Annotated in this window: 23 protein-coding genes and 1 riboswitch; of the genes, 8 read left to right on the forward strand and 15 right to left on the reverse strand. The window is 43.3% G+C overall.

Features of this window, described 5'->3' with window-relative positions:
* Positions 1-60 precede the first annotated feature (60 nt).
* Positions 61-366, forward strand: a complete 306-nt coding sequence (locus tag ACFODW_RS16080; protein ID WP_390307812.1) for a monooxygenase — start codon at positions 61-63, stop codon at positions 364-366.
* Positions 367-419: 53 nt separating this feature from the next.
* Here the strand turns inward: ACFODW_RS16080 and arsC are convergent, their stop codons facing one another.
* Genes arsC through ACFODW_RS16095 form a run of 3 tightly spaced genes read right to left on the reverse strand, consistent with a single transcriptional unit; the run spans position 420 to position 2,555 of the window.
* Positions 420-839 carry an arsenate reductase (thioredoxin) gene (arsC, locus tag ACFODW_RS16085; protein WP_390307813.1) on the reverse strand — a complete coding sequence of 140 codons (420 nt, stop codon included), beginning with the start codon at positions 837-839 and terminating at the stop codon, positions 420-422.
* A 56-nt stretch (positions 840-895) separates the two neighbouring features.
* The gene (locus tag ACFODW_RS16090) at positions 896-2,194 is read right to left on the reverse strand and encodes an arsenic transporter (RefSeq protein WP_390307814.1); all 1,299 of its coding nucleotides are present in this window, start codon (positions 2,192-2,194) and stop codon (positions 896-898) included.
* 16 nt (positions 2,195-2,210) lie between these two features.
* A complete protein-coding gene (locus ACFODW_RS16095; RefSeq protein ID WP_390307815.1) occupies positions 2,211-2,555 on the reverse strand; it encodes an ArsR/SmtB family transcription factor in 345 nt (114 codons plus the stop codon).
* A gap of 246 nt (positions 2,556-2,801) precedes the next feature.
* On the opposite strand from ACFODW_RS16095, the gene ACFODW_RS16100 reads away from it, so the two are divergent.
* From ACFODW_RS16100 to ACFODW_RS16110, 3 genes are all read left to right on the forward strand, one after another.
* Positions 2,802-3,110: a PadR family transcriptional regulator gene (locus ACFODW_RS16100; protein WP_390307950.1), complete on the forward strand. Its 309-nt coding sequence runs from the start codon at positions 2,802-2,804 to the stop codon at positions 3,108-3,110.
* Positions 3,111-3,127: 17 nt separating this feature from the next.
* Entirely contained in the window at positions 3,128-4,324 is a 1,197-nt protein-coding gene (locus ACFODW_RS16105; RefSeq protein WP_390307816.1) for a chromate transporter, read from the forward strand.
* A 347-nt stretch (positions 4,325-4,671) separates the two neighbouring features.
* Positions 4,672-4,887 carry a hypothetical protein gene (locus ACFODW_RS16110; protein WP_390307817.1) on the forward strand — a complete coding sequence of 72 codons (216 nt, stop codon included), beginning with the start codon at positions 4,672-4,674 and terminating at the stop codon, positions 4,885-4,887.
* A 113-nt stretch (positions 4,888-5,000) separates the two neighbouring features.
* Here the strand turns inward: ACFODW_RS16110 and ACFODW_RS16115 are convergent, their stop codons facing one another.
* The 6 genes from ACFODW_RS16115 to ACFODW_RS16140 form a co-directional block, all read right to left on the reverse strand.
* Positions 5,001-5,834 (reverse strand): alpha/beta hydrolase, encoded by an 834-nt coding sequence (locus ACFODW_RS16115; RefSeq protein ID WP_390307818.1) that lies wholly within the window; start codon positions 5,832-5,834, stop codon positions 5,001-5,003.
* 364 nt (positions 5,835-6,198) lie between these two features.
* A complete protein-coding gene (locus tag ACFODW_RS16120) occupies positions 6,199-7,398 on the reverse strand; it encodes a phosphoglycerate dehydrogenase (protein ID WP_390307819.1) in 1,200 nt (399 codons plus the stop codon).
* Between the two features lie 149 nt (positions 7,399-7,547).
* A riboswitch (ZMP/ZTP riboswitch) is annotated at positions 7,548-7,628 on the reverse strand.
* Positions 7,629-7,718: 90 nt separating this feature from the next.
* Positions 7,719-9,389, reverse strand: coding sequence for a glycoside hydrolase family 13 protein (locus ACFODW_RS16125; protein ID WP_390307820.1), 1,671 nt, complete (start codon positions 9,387-9,389; stop codon positions 7,719-7,721).
* 581 nt (positions 9,390-9,970) lie between these two features.
* Positions 9,971-10,339: a DUF1801 domain-containing protein gene (locus ACFODW_RS16130; RefSeq protein ID WP_390307821.1), complete on the reverse strand. Its 369-nt coding sequence runs from the start codon at positions 10,337-10,339 to the stop codon at positions 9,971-9,973.
* 186 nt (positions 10,340-10,525) lie between these two features.
* The gene (locus tag ACFODW_RS16135) at positions 10,526-11,938 is read right to left on the reverse strand and encodes a LysM peptidoglycan-binding domain-containing protein (protein WP_390307822.1); all 1,413 of its coding nucleotides are present in this window, start codon (positions 11,936-11,938) and stop codon (positions 10,526-10,528) included.
* A 258-nt stretch (positions 11,939-12,196) separates the two neighbouring features.
* A complete protein-coding gene (locus ACFODW_RS16140; RefSeq protein ID WP_390307823.1) occupies positions 12,197-13,633 on the reverse strand; it encodes an alkaline phosphatase PhoX in 1,437 nt (478 codons plus the stop codon).
* Between the two features lie 195 nt (positions 13,634-13,828).
* On the opposite strand from ACFODW_RS16140, the gene ACFODW_RS16145 reads away from it, so the two are divergent.
* Positions 13,829-14,041, forward strand: a complete 213-nt coding sequence (locus tag ACFODW_RS16145) for a twin-arginine translocase TatA/TatE family subunit (protein ID WP_390307824.1) — start codon at positions 13,829-13,831, stop codon at positions 14,039-14,041.
* Between the two features lie 53 nt (positions 14,042-14,094).
* Here ACFODW_RS16145 and ACFODW_RS16150 read toward each other — a convergent pair whose 3' ends face one another.
* Positions 14,095-14,367, reverse strand: a complete 273-nt coding sequence (locus tag ACFODW_RS16150) for a hypothetical protein (protein WP_390307825.1) — start codon at positions 14,365-14,367, stop codon at positions 14,095-14,097.
* Between the two features lie 226 nt (positions 14,368-14,593).
* Between ACFODW_RS16150 and ACFODW_RS16155 the strand changes: the two genes are divergently transcribed.
* On the forward strand, positions 14,594-14,920 hold the full coding sequence (locus ACFODW_RS16155) for a four-helix bundle copper-binding protein (protein ID WP_390307826.1): 327 nt from the start codon (positions 14,594-14,596) through the stop codon (positions 14,918-14,920).
* Positions 14,921-15,042: 122 nt separating this feature from the next.
* Here the strand turns inward: ACFODW_RS16155 and ACFODW_RS16160 are convergent, their stop codons facing one another.
* From ACFODW_RS16160 to ACFODW_RS16175, 4 genes are all read right to left on the reverse strand, one after another.
* Positions 15,043-15,294, reverse strand: a complete 252-nt coding sequence (locus tag ACFODW_RS16160) for a hypothetical protein (protein WP_390307827.1) — start codon at positions 15,292-15,294, stop codon at positions 15,043-15,045.
* A gap of 289 nt (positions 15,295-15,583) precedes the next feature.
* A complete protein-coding gene (locus ACFODW_RS16165) occupies positions 15,584-16,402 on the reverse strand; it encodes a 3D domain-containing protein (RefSeq protein WP_390307828.1) in 819 nt (272 codons plus the stop codon).
* A 205-nt stretch (positions 16,403-16,607) separates the two neighbouring features.
* Positions 16,608-17,516 (reverse strand): glycine betaine ABC transporter substrate-binding protein, encoded by a 909-nt coding sequence (locus tag ACFODW_RS16170; RefSeq protein ID WP_390307829.1) that lies wholly within the window; start codon positions 17,514-17,516, stop codon positions 16,608-16,610.
* A gap of 321 nt (positions 17,517-17,837) precedes the next feature.
* Entirely contained in the window at positions 17,838-18,455 is a 618-nt protein-coding gene (locus tag ACFODW_RS16175) for a flavodoxin family protein (protein WP_390307830.1), read from the reverse strand.
* 154 nt (positions 18,456-18,609) lie between these two features.
* Here ACFODW_RS16175 and ACFODW_RS16180 point away from each other — a divergent pair, with 154 nt between their 5' ends.
* On the forward strand, positions 18,610-19,152 hold the full coding sequence (locus ACFODW_RS16180; RefSeq protein ID WP_390307951.1) for a GNAT family N-acetyltransferase: 543 nt from the start codon (positions 18,610-18,612) through the stop codon (positions 19,150-19,152).
* Positions 19,153-19,318: 166 nt separating this feature from the next.
* Here ACFODW_RS16180 and ACFODW_RS16185 read toward each other — a convergent pair whose 3' ends face one another.
* The gene (locus ACFODW_RS16185; protein WP_390307831.1) at positions 19,319-19,954 is read right to left on the reverse strand and encodes an FMN-dependent NADH-azoreductase; all 636 of its coding nucleotides are present in this window, start codon (positions 19,952-19,954) and stop codon (positions 19,319-19,321) included.
* 454 nt (positions 19,955-20,408) lie between these two features.
* On the opposite strand from ACFODW_RS16185, the gene ACFODW_RS16190 reads away from it, so the two are divergent.
* Positions 20,409-21,884: an MFS transporter gene (locus ACFODW_RS16190; protein ID WP_390307832.1), complete on the forward strand. Its 1,476-nt coding sequence runs from the start codon at positions 20,409-20,411 to the stop codon at positions 21,882-21,884.
* Positions 21,885-22,024: the final 140 nt, after the last annotated feature.

Consider the following 22,024-nt stretch of genomic DNA (forward strand, 5'->3'; position numbering starts at 1 on the left):
GCAATGGTCGGAGACAATAATGTAGACTACTATTAAAAATAACACTAAAGGAGAATGCAAATGGTATATGTATTACAAATCGATTTCAAAATGGAGGGCCCATTCGGTGATGAAATGGCCGATTCGTTCGCTGAATTGGCAAGGAGTATAAATCAAGAGGAAGGCTTCAGGTGGAAGATCTGGACGGAAAACCCGGAGGCAAATGAGGCTGGAGGTATTTATATTTTTGAAACTAAAGAAACAGCGGAACAGTACTTGGATATGCATACAAACAGACTGGCGGAATTTGGAATAACCGATGTCCGTGCAAAGATTTTTTCAATCAATTCTAAACTCACCGAAATCACCAATGGACCTATAAATTAAGAACCCTTCTCCAATCAAAAAGCCGTGAGGTTTCCCCTCACGGCTTTTTCCGCTTACTCTCCGGTATTCGCAAAATGCTTGATTCTCTCTCCAATCTCATCCCGTACACGTTGGAAGACGGCCCACTTTTCCTCTTCAGTTCCTTCCGCTTTTGCCGGGTCATCAAAGCCCCAGTGCTCTCTCTTTACATGCGGGGGTGTCACTGGACATTTGTCTGCTGCATCACCACAAAGTGTGACAGCCATCGTGGCGTTATTTAAAATATCCATATCAATGATTTCCGATTCCTGATTCGAGATATCAATCCCTATTTCTTCCATTGCTTTTACTGCATTGGGGTTAAGACCATGGGCTTCAATCCCTGCACTCCTTACTTCCCAGTCGTCACCCAGATGTTTTTTCGCCCAGCCCTCAGCCATTTGGCTTCGGCAGGAATTCCCTGTACAGAGGAAATAGATAATTTTTTTAGACATATACATTCTCCTTTTGTTCCATATTTACAGGTATTTAATTTTTAGTCTGTGAAAGGTTAAATAATCAATAGCGTCAGATACAGACCTAACAAAGTAATAAAAAGGATAGGTATGGTTAGAACTATCCCTATTTTAAAATAGGTTCCCCAAGAAATTTTTACTCCTTTTTGGGAAAGCACATGAAGCCACACGAGGGTCGCCAGTGAGCCAATGGGCGTAATCTTCGGCCCTAAATCAGAGCCAACCACATTGGCATAGATTAATGCTTCCCGCGTGATGCCGGAAGTATTGGTCTCGGCAATAGCCAAAGCATCAATCATAACCGTCGGCATATTGTTCATGATGGATGACAGGAAAGCGGCGATGAAGCCCATAGCCATCGTAGCTGCAAACAGGCCTTGTTCAGCAGCAGCTTGGATAACGACGGCCAAAGCTCCTGTAAGACCCGCGTTCCCCAATCCATATACGACCACATACATTCCAAGGGAGAAGAACACAATATCCCAGGGCGCTCCCTTAACAACTGCTTTCGTATCCACCGCTTTACTGTTCCTGGCCATCAAGAGGAAGAATATCGCTATGACACCTGCAACAATGGAAACTGGGAGATGGATGAACTCACTGACAAAGTAGCCGATAACTAATAGACCGAGTACATACCATGATAGATGAAACATCTTCATATCCTGTATAGCATCTGCAGGCTCGCTCAATTTGGAAACCTCATAAGACCTCGGAATGCTCTTTCTGAAATAGATCAGTAAGACCGTGATGGTTGCCGTTAGTGCAAAAAGGTTGGGAATAACCATCCGAGATGCATATTCGACAAAGCCGATATTAAAGAAATCAGCCGATACAATATTGACCAGGTTACTAACCACGAACGGCAAGGAAGTTGTATCAGCAATAAACCCGCTGGCCATGATGAACGGAAAAATCATCTTTTCTTTAAAGTTCAAGTTTCTGACCATGGCGAGGACGATTGGTGTAAGGATCAGCGCCGCCCCATCATTAGCAAAAAAGGCTGCGACGATGGCACCCAGAATACTAATATAGACAAACATTTTTATACCGTTGCCTTTTGCTATTCTGGCCATATGTAGTGCAGCCCATTCAAATAGCCCGATTTCATCCAGAATTAACGAAATAAGTATAATAGCCACAAAAGCAAGGGTTGCATTCCACACAATCTCTGTTACTTCCAGGACATCACTGAATTCCACCACACCCACCAACAAAGCAACAATGGCTCCACCAATGGCAGACCAGCCTATATTCAGCCCTTTCGGCTGCCAGATGACTAATATTAGTGTTACTAAAAAGATTAAAACTGCAAGTATAAGCGTTGATGACAAAACCAAATTCCCCCTATTAACAACAAGTGATACGTGAACCGCTTGCTTCCAATTCTTCTAATCTATGAGCCTGGTCAGGCAGTTGATCCAGGAGTTGCTGGACAAATGGATAATACTCATGATTTTTGTTTATGGAATAGAAAATCCACTGTCCCCTTCTGTCTTCTTTCACCAGGCCTACGTCTCTCAACTTACGAAGGTGCTGGCTGATTGATGGCTGGCTGACTTTGAAGATTTCCACAAATTCACAGACACAGCAATCATGGCCATCCAGGATTTTCACCATCGTAAGACGTGTTTTATCCCCTAATAATTTCAGCAACATTGCCGCACGACCCAACTCAATTGATATTTTTTCCATTGCTCGGTCACCTCCCCAACGTTTATCATCATATAATAATGTGCTTATATAATCAAATGCTTTTTTCGAAGATGGTTAATATCTTCTAGTGTCTGCTCAAGTGGGACATGTTTCTGCACCCAATGTAAAATCATTGTAAAGTTTCTTCGCTGGAGTTGGCACCATCTATAAGATCTGTTAAGTTAGAGTCATATAATCTCCGATATCGAAAACCGATATCGATTTTCAAAGTAAGGAGTGGTTCAACTGGAGGACAAAATATTGAGGAAGCTGTTTTTGGGCTTTATTCAAATACATATCCTGCATCATGCCAAGGAACATCCTGTTTACGGTGCCTGGATGCATGAAGAGTTAGAAGAACATGGGTATGAGATCAGCCCGGGCACATTGTATCCTATTCTTCGTAACATGGAGTCGGACGGGCTTCTGGAAAGAGAGGAGAAAAATGTGGAAGGAAAAATAAGAAAATATTACACCGCAACCCCTCAAGGAGAGAAAATACTGGATAAAGCCCGGGCTCAAGCCTACGAACTATTTAAGGAAATCAACGATTAAAAGAAGGTGATGAAATCATGAGTAAAACTAATAATAATAAGCTTAAAACATTATGGGAGATTCTGCTTGTTTCAACCAGACTTGGTTTCACTTCATTCGGCGGGCCGGTTGCCCATTTGGGTTATTTTCACGAGGAGTATGTCCGCAGACGTAAATGGATGGATGAAAAGGGCTATGCAGACCTGGTGGCACTCTGTCAGTTCCTCCCCGGACCTGCAAGCAGCCAGGTAGGGATTGGGATAGGTGTCATGCGGGGTGGAGTCTTAGGAGGGATGACTTCATTCCTCGGGTTTACACTCCCTTCTGTTATTGCTCTCATCATTTTTGCCTCTGTGCTCCACACATTTAATGTGGAAAATGCTGGGTGGATCAACGGTCTGAAAATTGTAGCTGTTGTTGTCGTCGCCCACGCAATTTTGGGGATGGCTCAAAAATTGACCCCCGATGTACAACGGCGGACCATCGCTTTACTGGCATTGGTCATTACGCTCCTATGGCAGACGACATACACACAAATTGGTGTCATTCTTCTCGGGGGAATTGTCGGCTTTCTTATCTACAAACAGCAGACCAGCCAAGAGGATGAACCCTTGATTACCCATTTTCCAATTTCACGTCGATTAGGGTATATCAGCTTGGCTCTATTCTTTGGGTTCCTTTTCTTGCTGCCCGTCTTAAGAAATCTTACTTCCATTGAATGGATTGCTCTATTTGACAGCTTTTACCGCTCAGGATCCCTAGTTTTCGGCGGTGGACATGTGGTATTACCGTTACTGGAACAGGAATTTGTCCCTACAGGCTGGTTAACGGAGGAAGAATTCCTTGCCGGCTATGGTGCAGCACAGGCGGTACCCGGCCCATTGTTCACATTTGCTGCTTATATTGGTGCTGTTATAAATGGGTGGCAGGGTGGATTGTTAGCGACTTTCGCCATATTTTTCCCTGCATTCCTGCTTATTTTAGGCACTCTCCCGTTTTGGGATGAATTAAGAAGCAATCACAGAATAAGAGCCGCTCTCTTAGGTGTCAATGCTGCTGTTGTAGGAATCCTCATCTCTGCATTCTATGATCCGATCTGGACCAGCTCCATTTTCGCCCCTATTGATTTTGCCTTGGCGGCAGTACTGTTCACCATGCTGGTATACTGGAAACTCCCTCCATGGGTAGTGGTTATATCTGGAGCTATCGGCGGGACATTAATCTCATATTTTTAAAGGAAGTCCTGTAAAAAGCTGATTCTCTAAAGAGAGAATCAGTTTATTTTATCTTAATCTAAAGTAAGTTCACTTACCCTTTAAGGTGAAAAACCATTAACATGTAATTCGGGGAAGATAGCATCAATAATTCCTGCCTAATTCGACTCCCATTGCATCCCCTTTTATTGCGTGATCCGAACCGAATGAATGCTCCGGCGATACATAGTCGTATAAAGTTTAAAAGACTTTCGCACCGTATTGAATGAAATTTTTACAGGGAGTATTCATTTATACCTGACAAACGCCCACCCATTACATGGATAGATGAATAACCTAAACTGAATAATAAATATGGAGGTTTTATCATGCATTTTGATCAGACTTTAAAAAATCTTTTAGAAGAAGCAAGTTTATACGGTTTACTAGCAAAAAGGTATGAATACAGCGATCCACAGCGCCATATATATTTTTATCAAAAACATTTTAACGCAGTCATGAAGCTGGAACAGCATTACATGATGATGGAAAGCAAGAGTAACAGCCACCAGAAAATGAAATCAGGGAATTTTCCAATGTATTAGGAAACCGTTTCATTTATATAAAGATACGAAAAAGCGCCCCTATGCGCTTTTTCGCCTTTTGACAGCCATCTGAAAACTTCGACCATTTGTAGCCTAAATAAATTGTTAGAACCTCACCTCAGAATTTTGCTGAAGCCACCCTTAGTAAAGGAATCTACTCTATCATTCTTTTTCAAAAAATAATATTTCCGGTCCCTATCCTGCCCAATAGTCTGCTGGATGAAATCATGGGTGCCCTCTACTATTTTCCCTTTGTCATGATCCATGGACGCGACATGGTAAGAATTGTTGAGCACAACCTTCTGCTTATCTGGAGAGGCGATATGCTCAAGAATGTAATCAGTATTTTGTGGAGGAACTACATGATCTTCTTTTGATTTAATGCCTAGTACCGGGCAAGTGATTTCTGGGAGAATCCCAGGTGTCAGGTCCATTAATTTCTGAAGTTCCTGAATCGACTTGAGCGGAGTGCTGTCAAAAGTGATTTCATGTACCCCTTTCGCTTTAATATCTGGCTCTCCTTCGGTAAGGAATCTTGGTACTGTTTTCTTTCGGAGATGCTCATAGGATGGAATGGTTAAAGCAGGGTTCACCAAGATGACCCCATCAATTCCCTCATTATTGCGGGCCAGCCAAAGTGACAGAGTCCCTCCCATCGATTGCCCGAGAACGAAGACCCTGCTGCAATGCTGCCTCAACTCCTTGTAACCTCTCTCCAATTCTCCATACCATTCATGATACGTACATTTCTCCAACTCATAAGGGCTGGTTCCGTGCCCCTTCAACCTTGGAGCAAGAACTGTATATCCTTCCCTTGCTAGTTTCTCCCCAATAAAACGGACACTTTGCGGTGTACCCATAAATCCATGTGAAATAAGTACACCTGTCTGTCCACCTTCCATAAAAAACGACTCTGCACCTGAAAGAACCGGATATCGCTCCGTCATAAAAACTTCCCCCTAAACTATTATCCTATCTCTGATCATTAAATTAAATTAATTATATCAGTTTACTCGGATATAATAAAGCAAATATTTTTTGAAGACCTTACCTAACAACGGGTGTAAAATCAATGAACAGCCGAAGCCACTACATCTTTTCCCCGCAAAAAAAGAGCCTTCTATACTGGGAGAAGCTCAGAATAGAAGGCATAACTATGCAGGACAGGGCAGAGTGGAAGTTTTGCAATCCTACTCACGCCCAAAATAAACCTACTGTACAAGAAAAGAACCTGGAACATTATAACTAAACTGCAAAACGCATATTTGTTCCAGGCCGGTTAGATAATCAGGGATGCTAGTTATAACTGTATTAGATGAGGCGGAGTGATACAATGCCTTCAATTTCCCTGATTTCCTTCTCCAGTACAGGAAGGATGTCGCCGTTCACCTCATCATCAATATCAATCATTGTATACGCCATATCCCTAAAACTTCTGTTCACCATGTCAGCGATGTTCAGGTTGTAATTGGAAAGGACAGAAATAATTTGGCTGACCATATTAGGAACATTCTGATGGAATGCTGCCACCCGTTTTTTTCCTGTATACGGAAGAGAAGCATTCGGGAAGTTAATAGAGTTTTTGATATTTCCTGTTTCCAGGAAGTCCTTCACTTGCTTCGCGGCCATTACTGCACAGTTTTCCTCCGATTCCTTCGTTGATGCACCAAGATGGGGGATAGGTACGGCATTCGGCATGTTCAACACATTTTCATTAGGGAAATCAGTAATATACTTGCCGACCTTTCCGCTTTTCAGTGCCTCAGCCATATCCCCTTCATTCACCAGCCCATCGCGGGAGAAATTGAGAATATGTACATCGGATTTCATAAGAGCGAACGTTTCCTTATTGAACATTCCTGCCGTATCATCTGTGAGCGGAACGTGAACCGTAATATAATCGGCGTTCGCAAACAATTCTTCAATGGTCATAGCACGGTGTACCTTCCTTGAAAGGTTCCAAGCGGTATCGACAGAGATGAATGGATCGAAACCAACAACATTCATATCTAAGTCGAGTGCATCATTTGCGACAAGTGCCCCAATTGCACCTAGTCCTATAACACCCAGCGTCTTGCCTTTTACTTCTTTACCGACAAACTGCTTCTTCCCTGCTTCGACTTGCTTAGAGATCCGCTCTTCTTCTCCATCCAAGTTTTTCACCCAGCTCAAGCCGTCAAAAAGATTGCGGGATGAAGCTATCAAGGAAGTCAGCACCAGCTCTTTTACCGCGTTTGCATTGGCCCCTGGTGTATTGAATACGGCTATTCCCTGTTCCGTACACCTGTCTACTGGAATATTATTGACACCGGCTCCTGCACGAGCAATTGCCTTTAAGTTATCATTGAAGTCCATATGGTGCATATTATAACTGCGGGCAACAATAGCGTCTGGGTTTGGATCATCATTATCGATGGCATAGTGTTCTTTATCAAAGACATTAAGTCCTCGTTCGGCAATATTGTTTAATGTTTTTATTGTTTTAACCTTATTCAGCGTGATGGTAGTCATTTTTTCTTCCTCCTTTTAAATTCGCAGAGTGATCAGGTTCATGTAGGCTTTTTTCAGCTACACTTCATACACTTATCGCTGTCAGAAACCAATAGAATACGGGCTATCCCTCCTAAAAACAGAAAGAGGTAAGGGAATAAAAATTCCCTTACCTCTGCCCAGGCGAACGGCTTATCGTCACTATGTGCTCCCTCACGGTTATCCGTGTTTCGCCAGTTACACACAGTCCCTTTCATTTCTTTTATAGTAACAATATTTATATCAATATTCAACCGCTAATTTATTGCTAAATTCTTCTTTTCCAAAAAAACGCAGCCGTTTTATTTAATCAGATTATAAACCCGTGCCTCATACGGGCTCAAGCGGAGGGTGCCCAACCTTTCCCTACCGCCGGCTTTATAGTTGCCCAGAAGGAGTTCCGCCTCTTTTCCGATTAAATCGCTTGGAAGCCTGCACACTGTTTTTTCCTTGAACATGTTGCTTACAATAAGCATTACTTTATCATCAAGCTTCCGGGTGTAGGCATATATCCGGTCGTGCCCTTCCAGAACCAAATCATACTTTCCGTACACCAAGACATCATTCTGTTTCCTTAGCTGGATCAGTTCCTTATAATAATGATAAATGGATTCAGGGTCGCTCTTTTCCTGCTCGACATTGATGAAGGTATAATTAGGATTCACCTTTATCCAGGGAGTTCCACCCGTGAAACCAGCTTGTCTCCCAGCTGTCCACTGCATGGGAGTCCGGGCATTATCACGGCCGTTTTTCCAAATGATTTCCATTACCTCCTCATAACTCTTTCCCTTCTCTCGCTCTGTACGGTAAAGATTGTGAATTGCAACATCCTGATAATCATCCATCGATTTGAACTGTACATTAGTCATTCCTATTTCTTGCCCCTGGTAGATAAATGGCGTCCCCTGCATTAAAAAATACATGGTGGCGAGGCATTTAGCAGACGGCTCACGATATTCCCCATCGTCTCCCCAGGTGGAAACGGAACGCGGCTGGTCATGGTTCTCCAGGAATAATGCATTCCATCCTCTTCCCTCCAGCCCTTTTTGCCACTTTGTCAACGTTTCTTTAAGGGCATGGATATCCAGCCCGCCCGAGGTGCTTTTCCCCCATAGATCCAAGTGTTCAAACTGAAAGACCATGTTGAATTTCCCGTTCTTTTCACCGACCCATTCATCAGCTTCTTCTATGGTAACACCATTCGCTTCACCAACCGTCATAATGTCATATTTAGAGAATGTCTCTCTCTTCAACTCTTCCAAATAGACTTGGATTCCTTCCTTGTTTCTATGGCCGTCCATGGACGGAACATATTTTTTATTTTTGGGATTAGGCAGGTCTGGCAGCCCTGGCAGCTTTTTAATATGGGAAATGGCATCCACTCGAAAACCGTCAATGCCTTTATCGAGCCACCAATTTATCATGTTATACAAGTCATGGCGAACAGCCGGATTTTCCCAATTCAGATCCGGCTGTTTCCGTGAAAAAACATGCATATAATACTCGTCTGTATGCTTGTCGTATTCCCAGACAGAGCCGCTGAAGATGGATTCCCAGTTATTCGGCTCTTTGCCTTTTTTACCGGCACGCCAGATATAATAGTCACGATAGGGATTTTTCTTGGAAGACCGCGACTCTATAAACCATGGATGTTCATCGGAAGTATGGTTAATGACGAGATCCATGATTAACCTCATCCCGCGTTGATGCACTTCCCTAAGCAGCTGATCAAAATCTTCCATGGTACCGAACTCGCTCATAATTTCCTGATAATCACTGATATCATATCCATTATCCTCGTTTGGGGATTTATAAATGGGACAGATCCAAATAACATCTATACCTAGTTCTTCTAAGTAATCAAGTTTAGATATGACTCCCTGCAGGTCACCGATCCCGTCCCCATCCGAATCCCTGAAACTGCGTGGATAAACCTGATAGGCAACTGCTTCCTTCCACCATTTCCTCTTCATATACATCCTCCTGGCTATTCATTTTCTTCCATCACCCCATCGAAACCCAGTCTGACACGGCTCAAATTGGCTGCATGATTAATTAGACAGCAATAGACGCAGGTTCATTGAAACCTTCCTCTAAAGCTTTACTTTTTCACCCAGGACTACCTATTTATATGGCCCTTTATTTATTTCTATTCCGAGCCGGCATTTCCTGCTTGGAAAAGGGCACTTTCCTCCACTCCAGCATACATTCTTTTACTGCGGGAAATGCTTGTGGTTTAGACTTCACGCAAAAAGAAAGACTATCTCTTTTATGTAATACTACAAAAGAGATAGTCTTTCGAGAGCCTATCCGTTCTTAACCGGTGAGCATACAGCATATAAACTCTCCGATGGATCGGACATATTGACTTCAATAATCCTGTAGCCTCCAGGATTTATTGTTGATATTTGTTTACTATTCATGGCTCCTCTTCCTTTCTGCAATTTCCTCACACCGCAGTTAATATATGCAGAAAGTTCAAAGATGTGACCGTTATTAAATAAAGATGCACTTCTGGCCGCTCGAATTGCGCCCATATGGTAGGACAAGCATCCTATTCCTCTTCATTTAGGGAAACCGCTGCTTTAATAAGTGAAGTGAAGGCTTCCGGCTGAATATCTTCCATCTTTTCTATTCTGATATGCCTCATTGTTTTTCCTGAACCTTGCAATGATAGATTTCCGGCTTTCTCCTGAAGGTTACTTCCTTTATGGAACCCAAGATTAACATGCTGTTTGGCAGTCTGCAGGTAACAAACCAGCCCGTTAAAAGAGTAATTAGGCATCGACCATTTAAACTCCTCTTTAAGCTTGGGAGAAGAACTTAAAATAATTTTCCTTAAAGCTGCTGTCATTTGTTGAATATCCTCAGGCAAATCATTAATAAACAGTTCAACATCCTTGCTCATTCTATCTTCGACCATTAGGGCATCTCCTTCATTTAAAGGTAATCACACTACATAGACTAACTTGATAATACATAATTACACGGAGGATTGTCTACTTGCTTTATCTGGTTAAGTTGGGCCAACAGGAGAAAATATGGACATCGACACTACCACATAGGGTTATCTCCATGCTTTATGTTCGAACCTAATTATCATGGACTTCTATCTTTTCCTGATGGAAAAATGATCACGGAGAACAGGCCAGTTTTGAGGGAATGGACTACCCAACACCCAGTAACTTCCTCCCCTTAATCCATATTCGTCAATGACTTGATATTTCGCTGATATACTCCGGGCATCCTCAAACCAAACTTCATGTCTCTGCCCTGCATCATCTGTATATCGAAAATAAGGAGACTGGGACACTTCGTCATATTGGATTGGTGCTCCGTAGGCCGCAGCCAGCTGGACCGCTTCCTTTGGGCTTACCGTACGCGCGAATGTACCTTCTACCCATGGTATATTCCAATCCCGTCCGTATAAGGGGATTCCCATTAATATCTTTTCCCTGGGGATGGCGGTAACTGCATAATCCAGCACCTCCCTGACTTCATGGATAGGAGCGATAGCCATTGGCCTCCCGCCAGCCCATCCCCACTCATATGTCATAAGCACTACGAAGTCGAGGATTTCGCCATGTGCCGCATAATCATGTGCTTCATACAGTAATCCTGCTTGGTCCGCCCGATCCTTGGGAGCTAACGCTGACGATACAGAATAACCGCGTGGCCGCAATCTATCAACGACCCTTCTTAGAAAATTATTATAGTTCTCCCTGTCCTCAGGATAAACATACTCCAAATCAAAATTGACACCCGCATACCCTTTTGTTTCCATCTCATTCAGAATATTATTGATCAATCTATCCTGACGGTCCGTATCTCTCAGTACCGCCGCAGCTAAATCTGAACTGAATGAGCCCTCCGAAAAATTGGTCAATACGAGTAATGGCTCGATATTTTGTTCTCTGGCTGCCTCTAATATAAGATTATCCTGCAGTTCTGTGAGGGAGCCGTCCTCCCTGATCGAATAGGTGAACGGAGATAAATAAGTAAAATGCCTTCCCAGTGCAAGCACTTCCCGCCTTCCCTCTTCACCCATGTTGGTTATATAGGCATTGATTTCTTTTGTAGACTCCGTTTCCCTTGGTATATATAGTATTTGGCCGATATAAAGAAAGGATGGGTCAGCTAGTTGATTCACTTCTACCATCTGTTCTACCTGTACATTATACCGCTGAGCTATTTCCCATAAAGTTTCCCCCGGCTGAACGGCATGAGGAAAATAAGGAAGAATCAACATATCCCCCGGAAAAATCAATGAAGGGTCAGCAATCTGGTTGAACTGTGCCAATTCCTGTACCGACAAGCCAAAACGCTGTGCAATCCTCCAAAGCGTGTCGCCTGGCTGTACGACGTATTCTCTTCCTCTTTCAGGAATAACAAGCGCCTGCCCCACTACCAATACATTGGGATTCTCGATCTCATTCACTAAGATAATCTGATGGATATCCGCTCCATAACGAAGGGATAACTCCCATAATGTATCCCCGGCCTGTATCACATGTATTTGCATGTATCCTCACCTCTCCATAAGTCTCTATATACCATGCTATTCATGTGCTAAGCCTGTTATTAACCCCCCTTCCACTCTAGGCGAAAACAAGAGCCTGTTATACAGCGTGATGCTGGCAACTATCCCTCCTCATTTCATTTCTCTACATTTTCCTCTGCGGATGGGATCCCAGCAGCATGATGACTAATCTGATCTAAAAATTACGCATGTCTGACAACCAAAAAAACTGCCCATCCGAAGATGAGCAGTTTTTTTACTTTAAAGAATTGGCATGCCGTGACGTTGGAAGGCTGCCACTTCAAGATCAGACATTCCTTGAAGTTCTGCAAAGGCAGCAACATTATCAGATATTTTCGGGGCATATCCTGCCGGAGGAGCAGCATGTCCCATTTGGCGCTGGCTTCTGGCATTTCTTTTGGCAAATGGCCCCCATATTGCCAGTGTCAATCCCGGGTCTTGGATATTTACAAATAACGTGCTTCCATCAGGTGAAAATGTCGGTCCAGCAAGCTCTGAGTTGTTCAACCTATTTTCAGCAAAGGTATATGCCTCCCCTTCCGGAGTGAGCCCGATAATGCGATCTGTCCCATCTCCATCTTCGGCAATCCACAAATCTCCCCATGGGGTGACCGTAATATTATCCGGAGCTTCCAAATCATTGGCATGCGTGGACTCATAAAATAATTCCAGTGTGTTCGTTGCCGGAATGTAACGATAGACGGTACCTAATGCTTCACTTCCTCCTGAGGTATCGGAGAACCAAAATACTCCGCCGACCATATGGCAGCCCTCCAACCTGGAGAATTGAATACAGCCTTTTTCTTCTGCATCATCGGTGGGTTTCTCGGGATCAACATCTTTCCATACAATGCCAAACTTCTGTCCGGAATGAAACTTGCTTGCATGGTTGGTGCTTAATTCTTCCATTGCTGCTGCCTGCAGCTTTCCTCCCTTATGTAGTGATCCAATTGTCTGGCTGCGGTCGTTTGGAAGGAAGCGGTAGAAGAAGCTAGGGCCTGCATCCTCTGTCAGATAGACGATCCCTGTTGCCGGGTCTACATCCACGGCCTCATGGGAGAATGCTCCCATTTCCCTGATCGGCGTTTTGGAAAGGTTGCTCTCCGGATCGAGAGGATCCACTTCAAAGACATAACCATGCCCTTTTTCCAATGTTTCTTCACATGTCAGCCATGTACCCCAAGGTGTTCCTCCCCCAGCGCAATTTCGGATGGTGCCTGCAGATGTCACATATTCTTCCTTTACTTTCCGGTCGTTTCCCACCACCAATGCAGTAGTTCCGCCGGTATAATCTTTGCTATATGGGTTCTTACCTATAACCGGATACTCTGTATCACCAGTCAGTTCATGATTGCGTACAAGGATGGTCGAATTATTTTTTCCCTGAAACGCTGCCATCCCATCAAATGCTTGAGGAACCGGCCGGCCGTCTGCCATCTTTTTGCCTTCTTCGGAAATAATCCGGTACTGGAAGCCTTTTGGCAGATCAAAAATTCCTCCTGGGTCCTTCACCAACGGCCCATAGCCGCTAAAAGATCCCTTGGCATGTGGAGAGGCTGCCAATGCTGCCTTTTCACTTAATGAAAATAGGCCGCTTGCTCCTAAAGCAATAGCCGCTGTACTGATTCCGCCCACCTTTAAAAATCTGCGCCTCTCCATATTCGTTTTCTCACTCATGTTAAAACTCCTCCTCTTTAGTATGGGGATGATTTCTATTACTAGCGTATCAACTGGTTATTAAAGGAAAATTGACTTGTTGTAAAATAAACGTTAAATCGCCCGAATATTGTTGTCGCCAGTATGAAACGTGTTAAAATAAAAATAGAGGGAAGAGCTAAGTAATAAAACTTTTAATAAAGAAGGGATTTTTAGATGCTATCTTCAATTGGGATACCAGGTCTGATCTTAATCCTCGTCATAGCGCTGGTTATTTTCGGCCCTAAAAAGCTGCCGGAAATCGGAAAGGCCACTGGGGAAACACTGCGGGAGTTCAAGAACTCCGCTCGTGAATTGACCAGTGATTCAGAGGAAACCAAAAAAGATACGACCGAGTCTTTGGACACGCAGAAGGAAATGGGCAGATGATGGAAGAATGAAAAAAGGGATGCAAACATGCATCCCTTTTAAAGTTTCTTAATTTATAGGACATCGCTATTGTTCTGTTTAGCTTCCTGTACTTGCTGGCGAGTGTCATGGAGCTGCTGATAGGCCTGCTGGAACTGGGGGTTCTCCGTTGCTTCTTTTCCTGCCTCATGCTGTGCCTGCTGTAACTCCCATTCTGCATGTTGCAGCTGGTCATATGCTTTTTCTATTAATTCTGCGTCCTGCCCTTGTGCCAAGCGGACAGCCTCCTGAGCCTCATCAATCTGGTGGCTCGCCTTCTGTAACCGCTGATGTAAGTTCTCCGCCATTATGACATCCTCCCTTTTCTGCTAATTGTTCTAACTTTATATTTTCCCGGCCTGCCTGTATTATGTATGTTTTTTGCCGGAGGGATCATTATTACCAATAAAAGCAACCCAACTTTAAAAAAATGTGCATTTTCTATGGAATTTAGAGTTCAGCTGTTTACCACGGAATACACAGGGTATTTTAACTATGTAATACAATAATCATTTAATAATGGAGGTATTATTAATGGCACATCAAAAGTATCAAGAGCTGTTGCAGACTTTGCATGACTGCATGGAAGAGTGCAACCATTGCTATGATGCATGCTTGCAAGAAGATGATGTAAAAATGATGGCAGAGTGTATCCGGCTCGACCGAGAATGTGCAGAAATATGCGGTTACCTCGAACAAGCAATTTCCCGTAACTCTCCATACATTTCTGAACTGGCTTCTATCTGTGCGAAAGTTTGTGAAGACTGTGGAAATGAGTGCAAGAAGCATGACCATGACCATTGCCAAAAATGTGCAGATGCATGCTTCAGCTGTGCAGAAGCTTGTAAAAAAGTTGCATAAACAAGTTTCTCCTAATATAAAAGCCCCGGATAAACATGGTCTTATGTTGCCGGGGCTTTTTCCTTCATGTGGGTAACTTCCACCTGCATAATACCTACTGCTAAAAATCACTTTTTACTTCTTTATAAGTCGATAGAATATTCTTCCTCCAGCTTTCTGTAGATTTCCTTCAGCTTAGGTTTTTTCGCGATAATAGTTCGGGCTCGTTCTGATAGGTGGATCAGCTCCTCATTCTGCTCATCTTCCGGCAGATTCCTCTCGTACTGATAAGTTTCCATTAATGTCGTTTCCAGCAACCGCAGGATAGAGCTTTGGATCCTGGCTGCCTGCAACAGTAGCTCTTCCTTTTCACTCCCTTGCTTTGGGTCGGACATCCTCTCACCTTCCTTCATACCGCATTTCCTCTAAGATAACATTCAACCTGTTGGACTGGCGACCAATAGCTTATCAAAGTGGTGTTCTTTACACGTCCATTCATGGAAAACTTATCATCTATTATAATAGGAAGAAAAAGGTTTTTATAATCCGTGGTTTGAGTGGGGTAGGCAAAAATGAGGGGGCAAATCATCCTGGCTTACCTCCCCCCACGAAACGGCACATCCGTTCCATCTGATCCAAAAAAGAAAGCACCCTCTTCACAGAAGATGCTTTCTTTCCGTATGTTTAGTCTACAATTGTAACTTCTACTGTCCTTCTGCCCCAGCTGTATGCTTGGTCTTTGCTTGGTACATGGACGTCAATTTTATTGCCATTAATCGCGCCGCCGGTATCAGCAGCAACAGCATAGCCATAACCTTCCACATAAACTTCAGTTCCAAGTGGAATAACGCTTGGGTCTACGGCAATCACTTTTGCGTTCGGATTAGCATTCAAGTCAACACCAGTCGCAGTAACGCCAGAGCATCCGGCACACCCTGCTGTATATGCAGTAGATTCAACGGTTAGCGTGCGGCCTTCTGCTTGATTGGACTGAGATGCTTCCTCTACAGGTTCAGTTTCCACTGTTTTCTGTGTATTCACTTCAGTTTTCTCTACTTTTGGTTCACTCTTCTCGGTGCTTTCCGCCTTAGGTGCAGGTGCCTCACTATGTTCCACCGGCTGTGGTTCCGTAGTGGCAGCTTTACCGTTCACTGCCAATTGCTCACCAGTATAAATGAGATCTGAAGAAAGGTTGTTCCATACTTTCAGATCGGCAACCGTCACACCATGAGCACCGCTGATGCTTGTCAGGGTATCCCCCTGCTGTACTATATAATAGTTTGTCTGCTCATTTCCTTCTACTTTTATTACCTGATTTGGGTAAATAGTAGTAGAGTTCAAATTGTTTATGTCTATCAATGCTTCGACTGTTGTATTATTATTGTTTGCAATACCCCAAAGGCTATCTCCCGGTTGAACTGTGTGGTCTGCTGCAGCTGATACGGACGTTGCGGAAATCCCTGCAATAACCAACCCTGCAAATGCGGCTACTAACTTTCTCATTAGGTAGTCCCCCTTTTATTTATTACAGGAGTAATCGTACCATAGCTAAACCTATTCTGTGGTTACAGGGCGGTTAAGTGTAGGTTACAGGGATTACAAAATGGACAGAAATGTTACAAATGGAAGATATTGAGTTTAATAGGTTATGCTTGTGCACTTCTTAACATAAGTGTCATTGGGATACTCTGTGTGTTACATATGCCTTTTACTCGGAGGGTTCCAGGTCTTCAATGGATTCAATTTCCATATAACCAGGTACCACCATCCCGATACGAGCACCTTCCAAGTTGGCACCCAGATCCTCGAAGTCTCCCTTGTGCTCATTATAGAATTCCTTTGTTGTTATCGGCATCCAAACCGCAACAGTGGCATCTGCATCCCCTGTAGCAACCGCCTGATACATGACGGACACATCGGCTGGGGTCACTGTCACATCGTATCCTTTTCCTTCCATTACCTCAGCAACAGCATAGGTGGAGGTCAGTTCGGAATCCCACTGGGTCGTTACCAATTCTACTTCTGTACCGTCAACTTCTTCTACGCCTTCTGCCCATGCTTCTGACTTCTCTGGGTTGTCATGCACCCACTGGCGTGATAGCTCTTCAATATCTCCACCGGTCTGCTCCGCTTCCAGCATGATCCCTTCCATATCTTCTACTTCCCATTCAAATTGGTCTAGTATCTTATAAGCTCCAGGCTTTTCTTCCTTTAGACCAATACGAGCCAATGTTCTGATTTCCTCAGTTTCCCCATATACTCCCTTAGGGTCTTCCAGGTATTTTAGATGTGGATACTCTGCGAACATCCAATGAGGATTCCAGCCGGTGACTACAATTGGCTCCTCCTTATCAATGGCTTCTCCGAGTTCAGCCATCATAGCCGCTGTTGACGATTGTTCCAGTTCCCAGCCTGCCAGATTGCTATATTCGCTCAATACTTTTTCTGTTGTTACTGTTACCCCGGCACCTGGTTCAATACCAGTGATTTGATGGTCCATCTGCTCCCCATAGCTCGCAGACTCTTCATTCCCCGAGTTTGCCTCTTCTCCCGAACCACATGCAGAGAGGGTAATCAGGGAGAAGGCCATAACGATTGATGTAAGAATCTTTCTCATAACAATGATGCTCCTTTCAAATATGTACTGACTTTTCCCATAAATCAGCTTAACACAAATTTGTTTCGGAGAATGAAATAATGTTTGGAAAAAAGGTGGAACCCACCTACGATAATCAAAAAAGGAGTTCATTTTCTGATTCAATCATGAAAATGAACTCCTTTTTTCTAGGATAAGCCTTTTTAGATAAGATCATAACTTTTTCAGCAGCCCGCTAAAAGCTAAGTGTATTTCCGGAGCGGTTTATATCCATTATCAAACTTTCTAGTTCGTTCGGATTTATCCCTGGATAAAACGCTTTTGTCCCAGCCCCTTCTAATTTCACATTTGATTTCCTTCTGCTGGGATTGGATGTGTCCGGAGCAGACGGGCAAAATGGATTAAATTGTAAGTCATCATTCTTGTATTGCTTTTAGTGAAGTCACTATCCTGTCCTGCCTCTATATATGAGGGACCTGGACCTGCTTCTCCTACCCAATAGGCAATCACGTTCGGGGGAATGGTAAAGCCAATATTAAGCATGCCGAAGAGAATAGACCTTCCTGCCTCCTTCGCCCCATCTTCATTCCCTGTCACGATTGCCCCAAACACTTTATTATAGTAAATGGCTTGCTCCTTCTCATTTGTTTCACCGCTTTGGGCGTATAATCGCTCCATAACCAGAGAAGCCAGGCTGCTTTTCTCCCCGTTCCATATTGGGGTTCCCATAATAATCATGTCCGCTTCCATTACTTTTTTCATAACGATAGGCCACTGATCACCATTTCCCATATCAGCACTCATCCCGGGTTCAATATGATAATCAGCAATCCGAACTACTTCTGTATCAACTCCCTCTTTCTTCATCCATTCCACCGACTTATCTATAAGGGCTCCTGTATTAGAATCTTCCCCACTCTTTTTCAGGGAAGTATTTAAGTACAATGCCTTAAGTGACATAAAACTTATGCTCCTTTCTTCAGTTGCTGCACGAACAATACATTGGTTCTCTCCCCATTCGACCTCCTTTATAAACCTGCCGTCCGGTTGTAGAGGCCCCCAAAGTTTGCAATAATCAAAGCTAGCATGATCATTCAACAGAAAGGCGGAGAAAATAACGGTTGAACTGCGATTCTTTGAGCGTCGGGACTTCCACCAGCTAATGGAATGGGTTGATTCCCCGGAATTCTTAATGCAATGGGCGGGCCCCAGTTTCAGCTTTCCACTGACCGAAAAACAGTTAGATGATTATTTGGAGGATTCCAATCTGGACCGCTCCGAAAAATACATCTATTCGGTAATCCAAAAAGATACTGGAAAATTGATCGGCCACATATCTCTAGTACATATAGACCGTTACAACCGCTCAGGCAGGATTGGAAGAGTACTGGTCGGCGATCCGAAGGCAAGGGGAAATCGGGTCGGCCGGCAAATGGTGCAAAGTGTCCTGAAGATTGCCTTTGAGGAGCTGCATCTTCATCGAGTAAGTTTGGGAGTCTTCGATTTTAACAAACCGGCTATTACCTGCTATGAAAATCTCGGATTTCAAAAGGAAGGTCTGCTACGGGACACAGCATTGGTGAATGGGAGCTATTGGAACCTGTGGGAGATGAGCCTACTTGAGGGTGAATGGGAACAATTGAAGGGAGAAATATAAACCGCTGCAGGATGGTTCTTTTCCTGCAATGAAATATGAATGATTTGGCCATGACGGAAACCAATCTCTTTAACACTTCTAGTCTATAATAGTAGTAGTGTATCCCACGACTATAAAAGAGCAGAAGCAGCCATTATCCTCTAATGGCTACTTCTGCTTTTTGTATTTATGCTTTTTGAAGGGCTAGCTTGTTTGCAGCCTCAGCTACCTGTTGAAGTCCAGCCTCCACAATTTCTTCGGCTTTTTCTCGCATTGCATTATGGCCTTCGATAATCACTTCATCAAGGAGTTCCATACCATACAGGCCGGTAAAAACATTGCGCATATAATTGACTGCCATGTCCATAGGAGCCATTTCAGGTGAGGAGTATACACCACCACGGGCGTTAAGCAGGATGATTTTTTTATCCCCCATCAATGGAACCAAATTCCCGTCGGCATCATATTTGAATGAGAATCCAGCTTCAGCAATATAATCAATAAATGTCTGGAGTTTTGCCGGAATAGTAAGATTCCATAATGGAAATGCGAATACAAGGACATCGGCCCGGATTACGGCATCCTTTGCCTTTTGTTTTGCAGCCAGACTACGTGTTTCCACGTCATTCATTTCCACCGCACTATCAAGTTTGCCCAGGGCATTGAACATATCCTGACCAAAATATGGCATATCCTCTTCAAAAATATCAAAGGTTGAAACATTTAGATCCTCATTGCCTTTCACTTGATTCATAAATGTTTCGTACATTTTGCTGGAGATTCCTTCTGGGCGATTGTTTGCCTTGACTACTAATATATTCATGTTGTTTGTCCTCCAATTTATATAAGCTATATAACTAGCATTTCTAAACACTGAAACTTATTATAAATAACCAAGTATGTAAATGCAAGGGTCCTGCCCATCTTAGGAATTCCTTTTTTTGCTATGGAGGGAAGTACTTTTTAAAAAATTGTCGAAAAGTAAAAAAAAGTGGTTGATTATACAAGCGCTTTCATTTACAATAACACTAACATTTAATTTGCTTACTAAACAAACTAATGAACAAACTCTAATTCCCATCCAGTCGGCTCCAATGGCTGCTTGGTATTTTTTTACTCAACGTAGGTAAGCGGTTTCCAAACAGTAATAAGGGAGGTTTTATATGTTCGGCCCTTCTCAACGAAACAGCATATACCCATCCAAACTATCATTTGTTCACTAGAATCTATTATTTTTTGAAAACGATTTCCCACTCTACTATTATGGAGGTAATATTATGGCAAACACAGCTATTGAAAACGGCCAGCAGTATAATTCAGCCAAACTTTGGCAAATTGGTTTGTTCGCCCTTAACAATACTGCAACGAACTTATATCTATTCATTATCGGTTTTGTATCTTATTATGCAACAGGCATTGCCGGCCTTACGGTGGTCGTGGTAAGTGCCGTCATCGGCCTAAGCCGGGTATTTGACGCCGTTACAGACCCTATCATCGGCTTTATCATTGATAAGACCGAGTCTAAATTCGGTAAATTCAGGCCGTTGATGATTCTGGGAAATGCGATTCTCGCTGGCTCTGTCCTCATTATGTATAATGTGACTCATTCACTACCGGAAGCACTTCAACTGCCATTTTTCATCGTCATGTATGCTATTTACATTGTTGGGTATACTTTCCAAACCGCAACTACGAAAGCTGCGCAGACCGTGTTGACCAACGATCCCAAACAGCGTCCATTGTTCAGTATTTTTGACGCCACCTATAATATCGGGGTATTTACTGGCGGACAAATCTTTGTTGCATCTTACCTGGTAGATAAACATGGGGACTTCACTATGTCCTTGTTCACCGAATTGAATACGTACGGGATTGTTCTTTCAGGAATCTTCACTATTCTGGCAGTGATTGCGATCAATAACAGAGACAGGAAGGAATTTTACGGACTTGCAGATGGAACTGTTCAGACGAAGTTCCGTGACTATTGGCCAATCCTAAAAGGAAACCGCCCGCTTCAGATGCTGGTCATTGCCGCATCTACCGATAAAATTGCTGGCATGGTTCTGAGGCAGCCGGCTGTATATATTATGTTTTTCGGCATCATGATGGGAGATTATGCCCTCAGCGGAACCGTTTCATTGGTTACCATTGTGCCGACACTCTTGATTACATTTCTCGGAGTAAGGCTAGCCACAAAGACGGGCCTGAAGAATGCGTTGGTGAAAGCTACTTGGCTTGGTATCATCACGGCCTTCCTATTAGTTGGCTTCTTCCTGCTGATAGAGCCATCAACCATTTCACTGGAGAATATCGGCCTGACGACAATCATCTTCCTTCTCTTGTATGCGGTGTTGAGAGGAATTGAAAGTCTGACACCAGCAATCGTTATCCCGATGATTGCCGATGTATCCGATTATGAAACATATAAGACAGGACGGTATGTACCGGGAATGCTGGGAACCATCTTCTCCTTCATTGATAAGGTAATGTCTTCTCTAGCGCCGGCTCTGGTCGGTATTACAGTAGGATTCATAGGGTACGAGAACGAATTCCCTCAACTAGGAGAAGCTTTAACCACGCCATTATTGGTTGCAACCCTCGTCTTGATGTTTGGAATTCCGATTGTCGGATGGCTTATTACTTTGACAGCCATGCATTTCTATCATTTAGATGAGAAGAAGATGGAAGAAGTCCAGACAGCGATTGCTGAAGTAAAAGAAAAAGTTAAAGAAGAAGAATCACCTGCCATTTAAATCTTACTGTTCCTCCCTCAGGTCGAGGGAGGATCTTTATTTCCATTACTTACTTATTACAACTAAATTACTATTTACAAGATGATAATTTAGATATATAATGAGAAACGTTGATTAACTTACATAAAGTAAGTAATGTA

It is taken from the genome of Virgibacillus sediminis, from assembly GCF_042643265.1.
Taxonomy (GTDB): domain Bacteria; phylum Bacillota; class Bacilli; order Bacillales; family Amphibacillaceae; genus Virgibacillus_O; species Virgibacillus_O sediminis.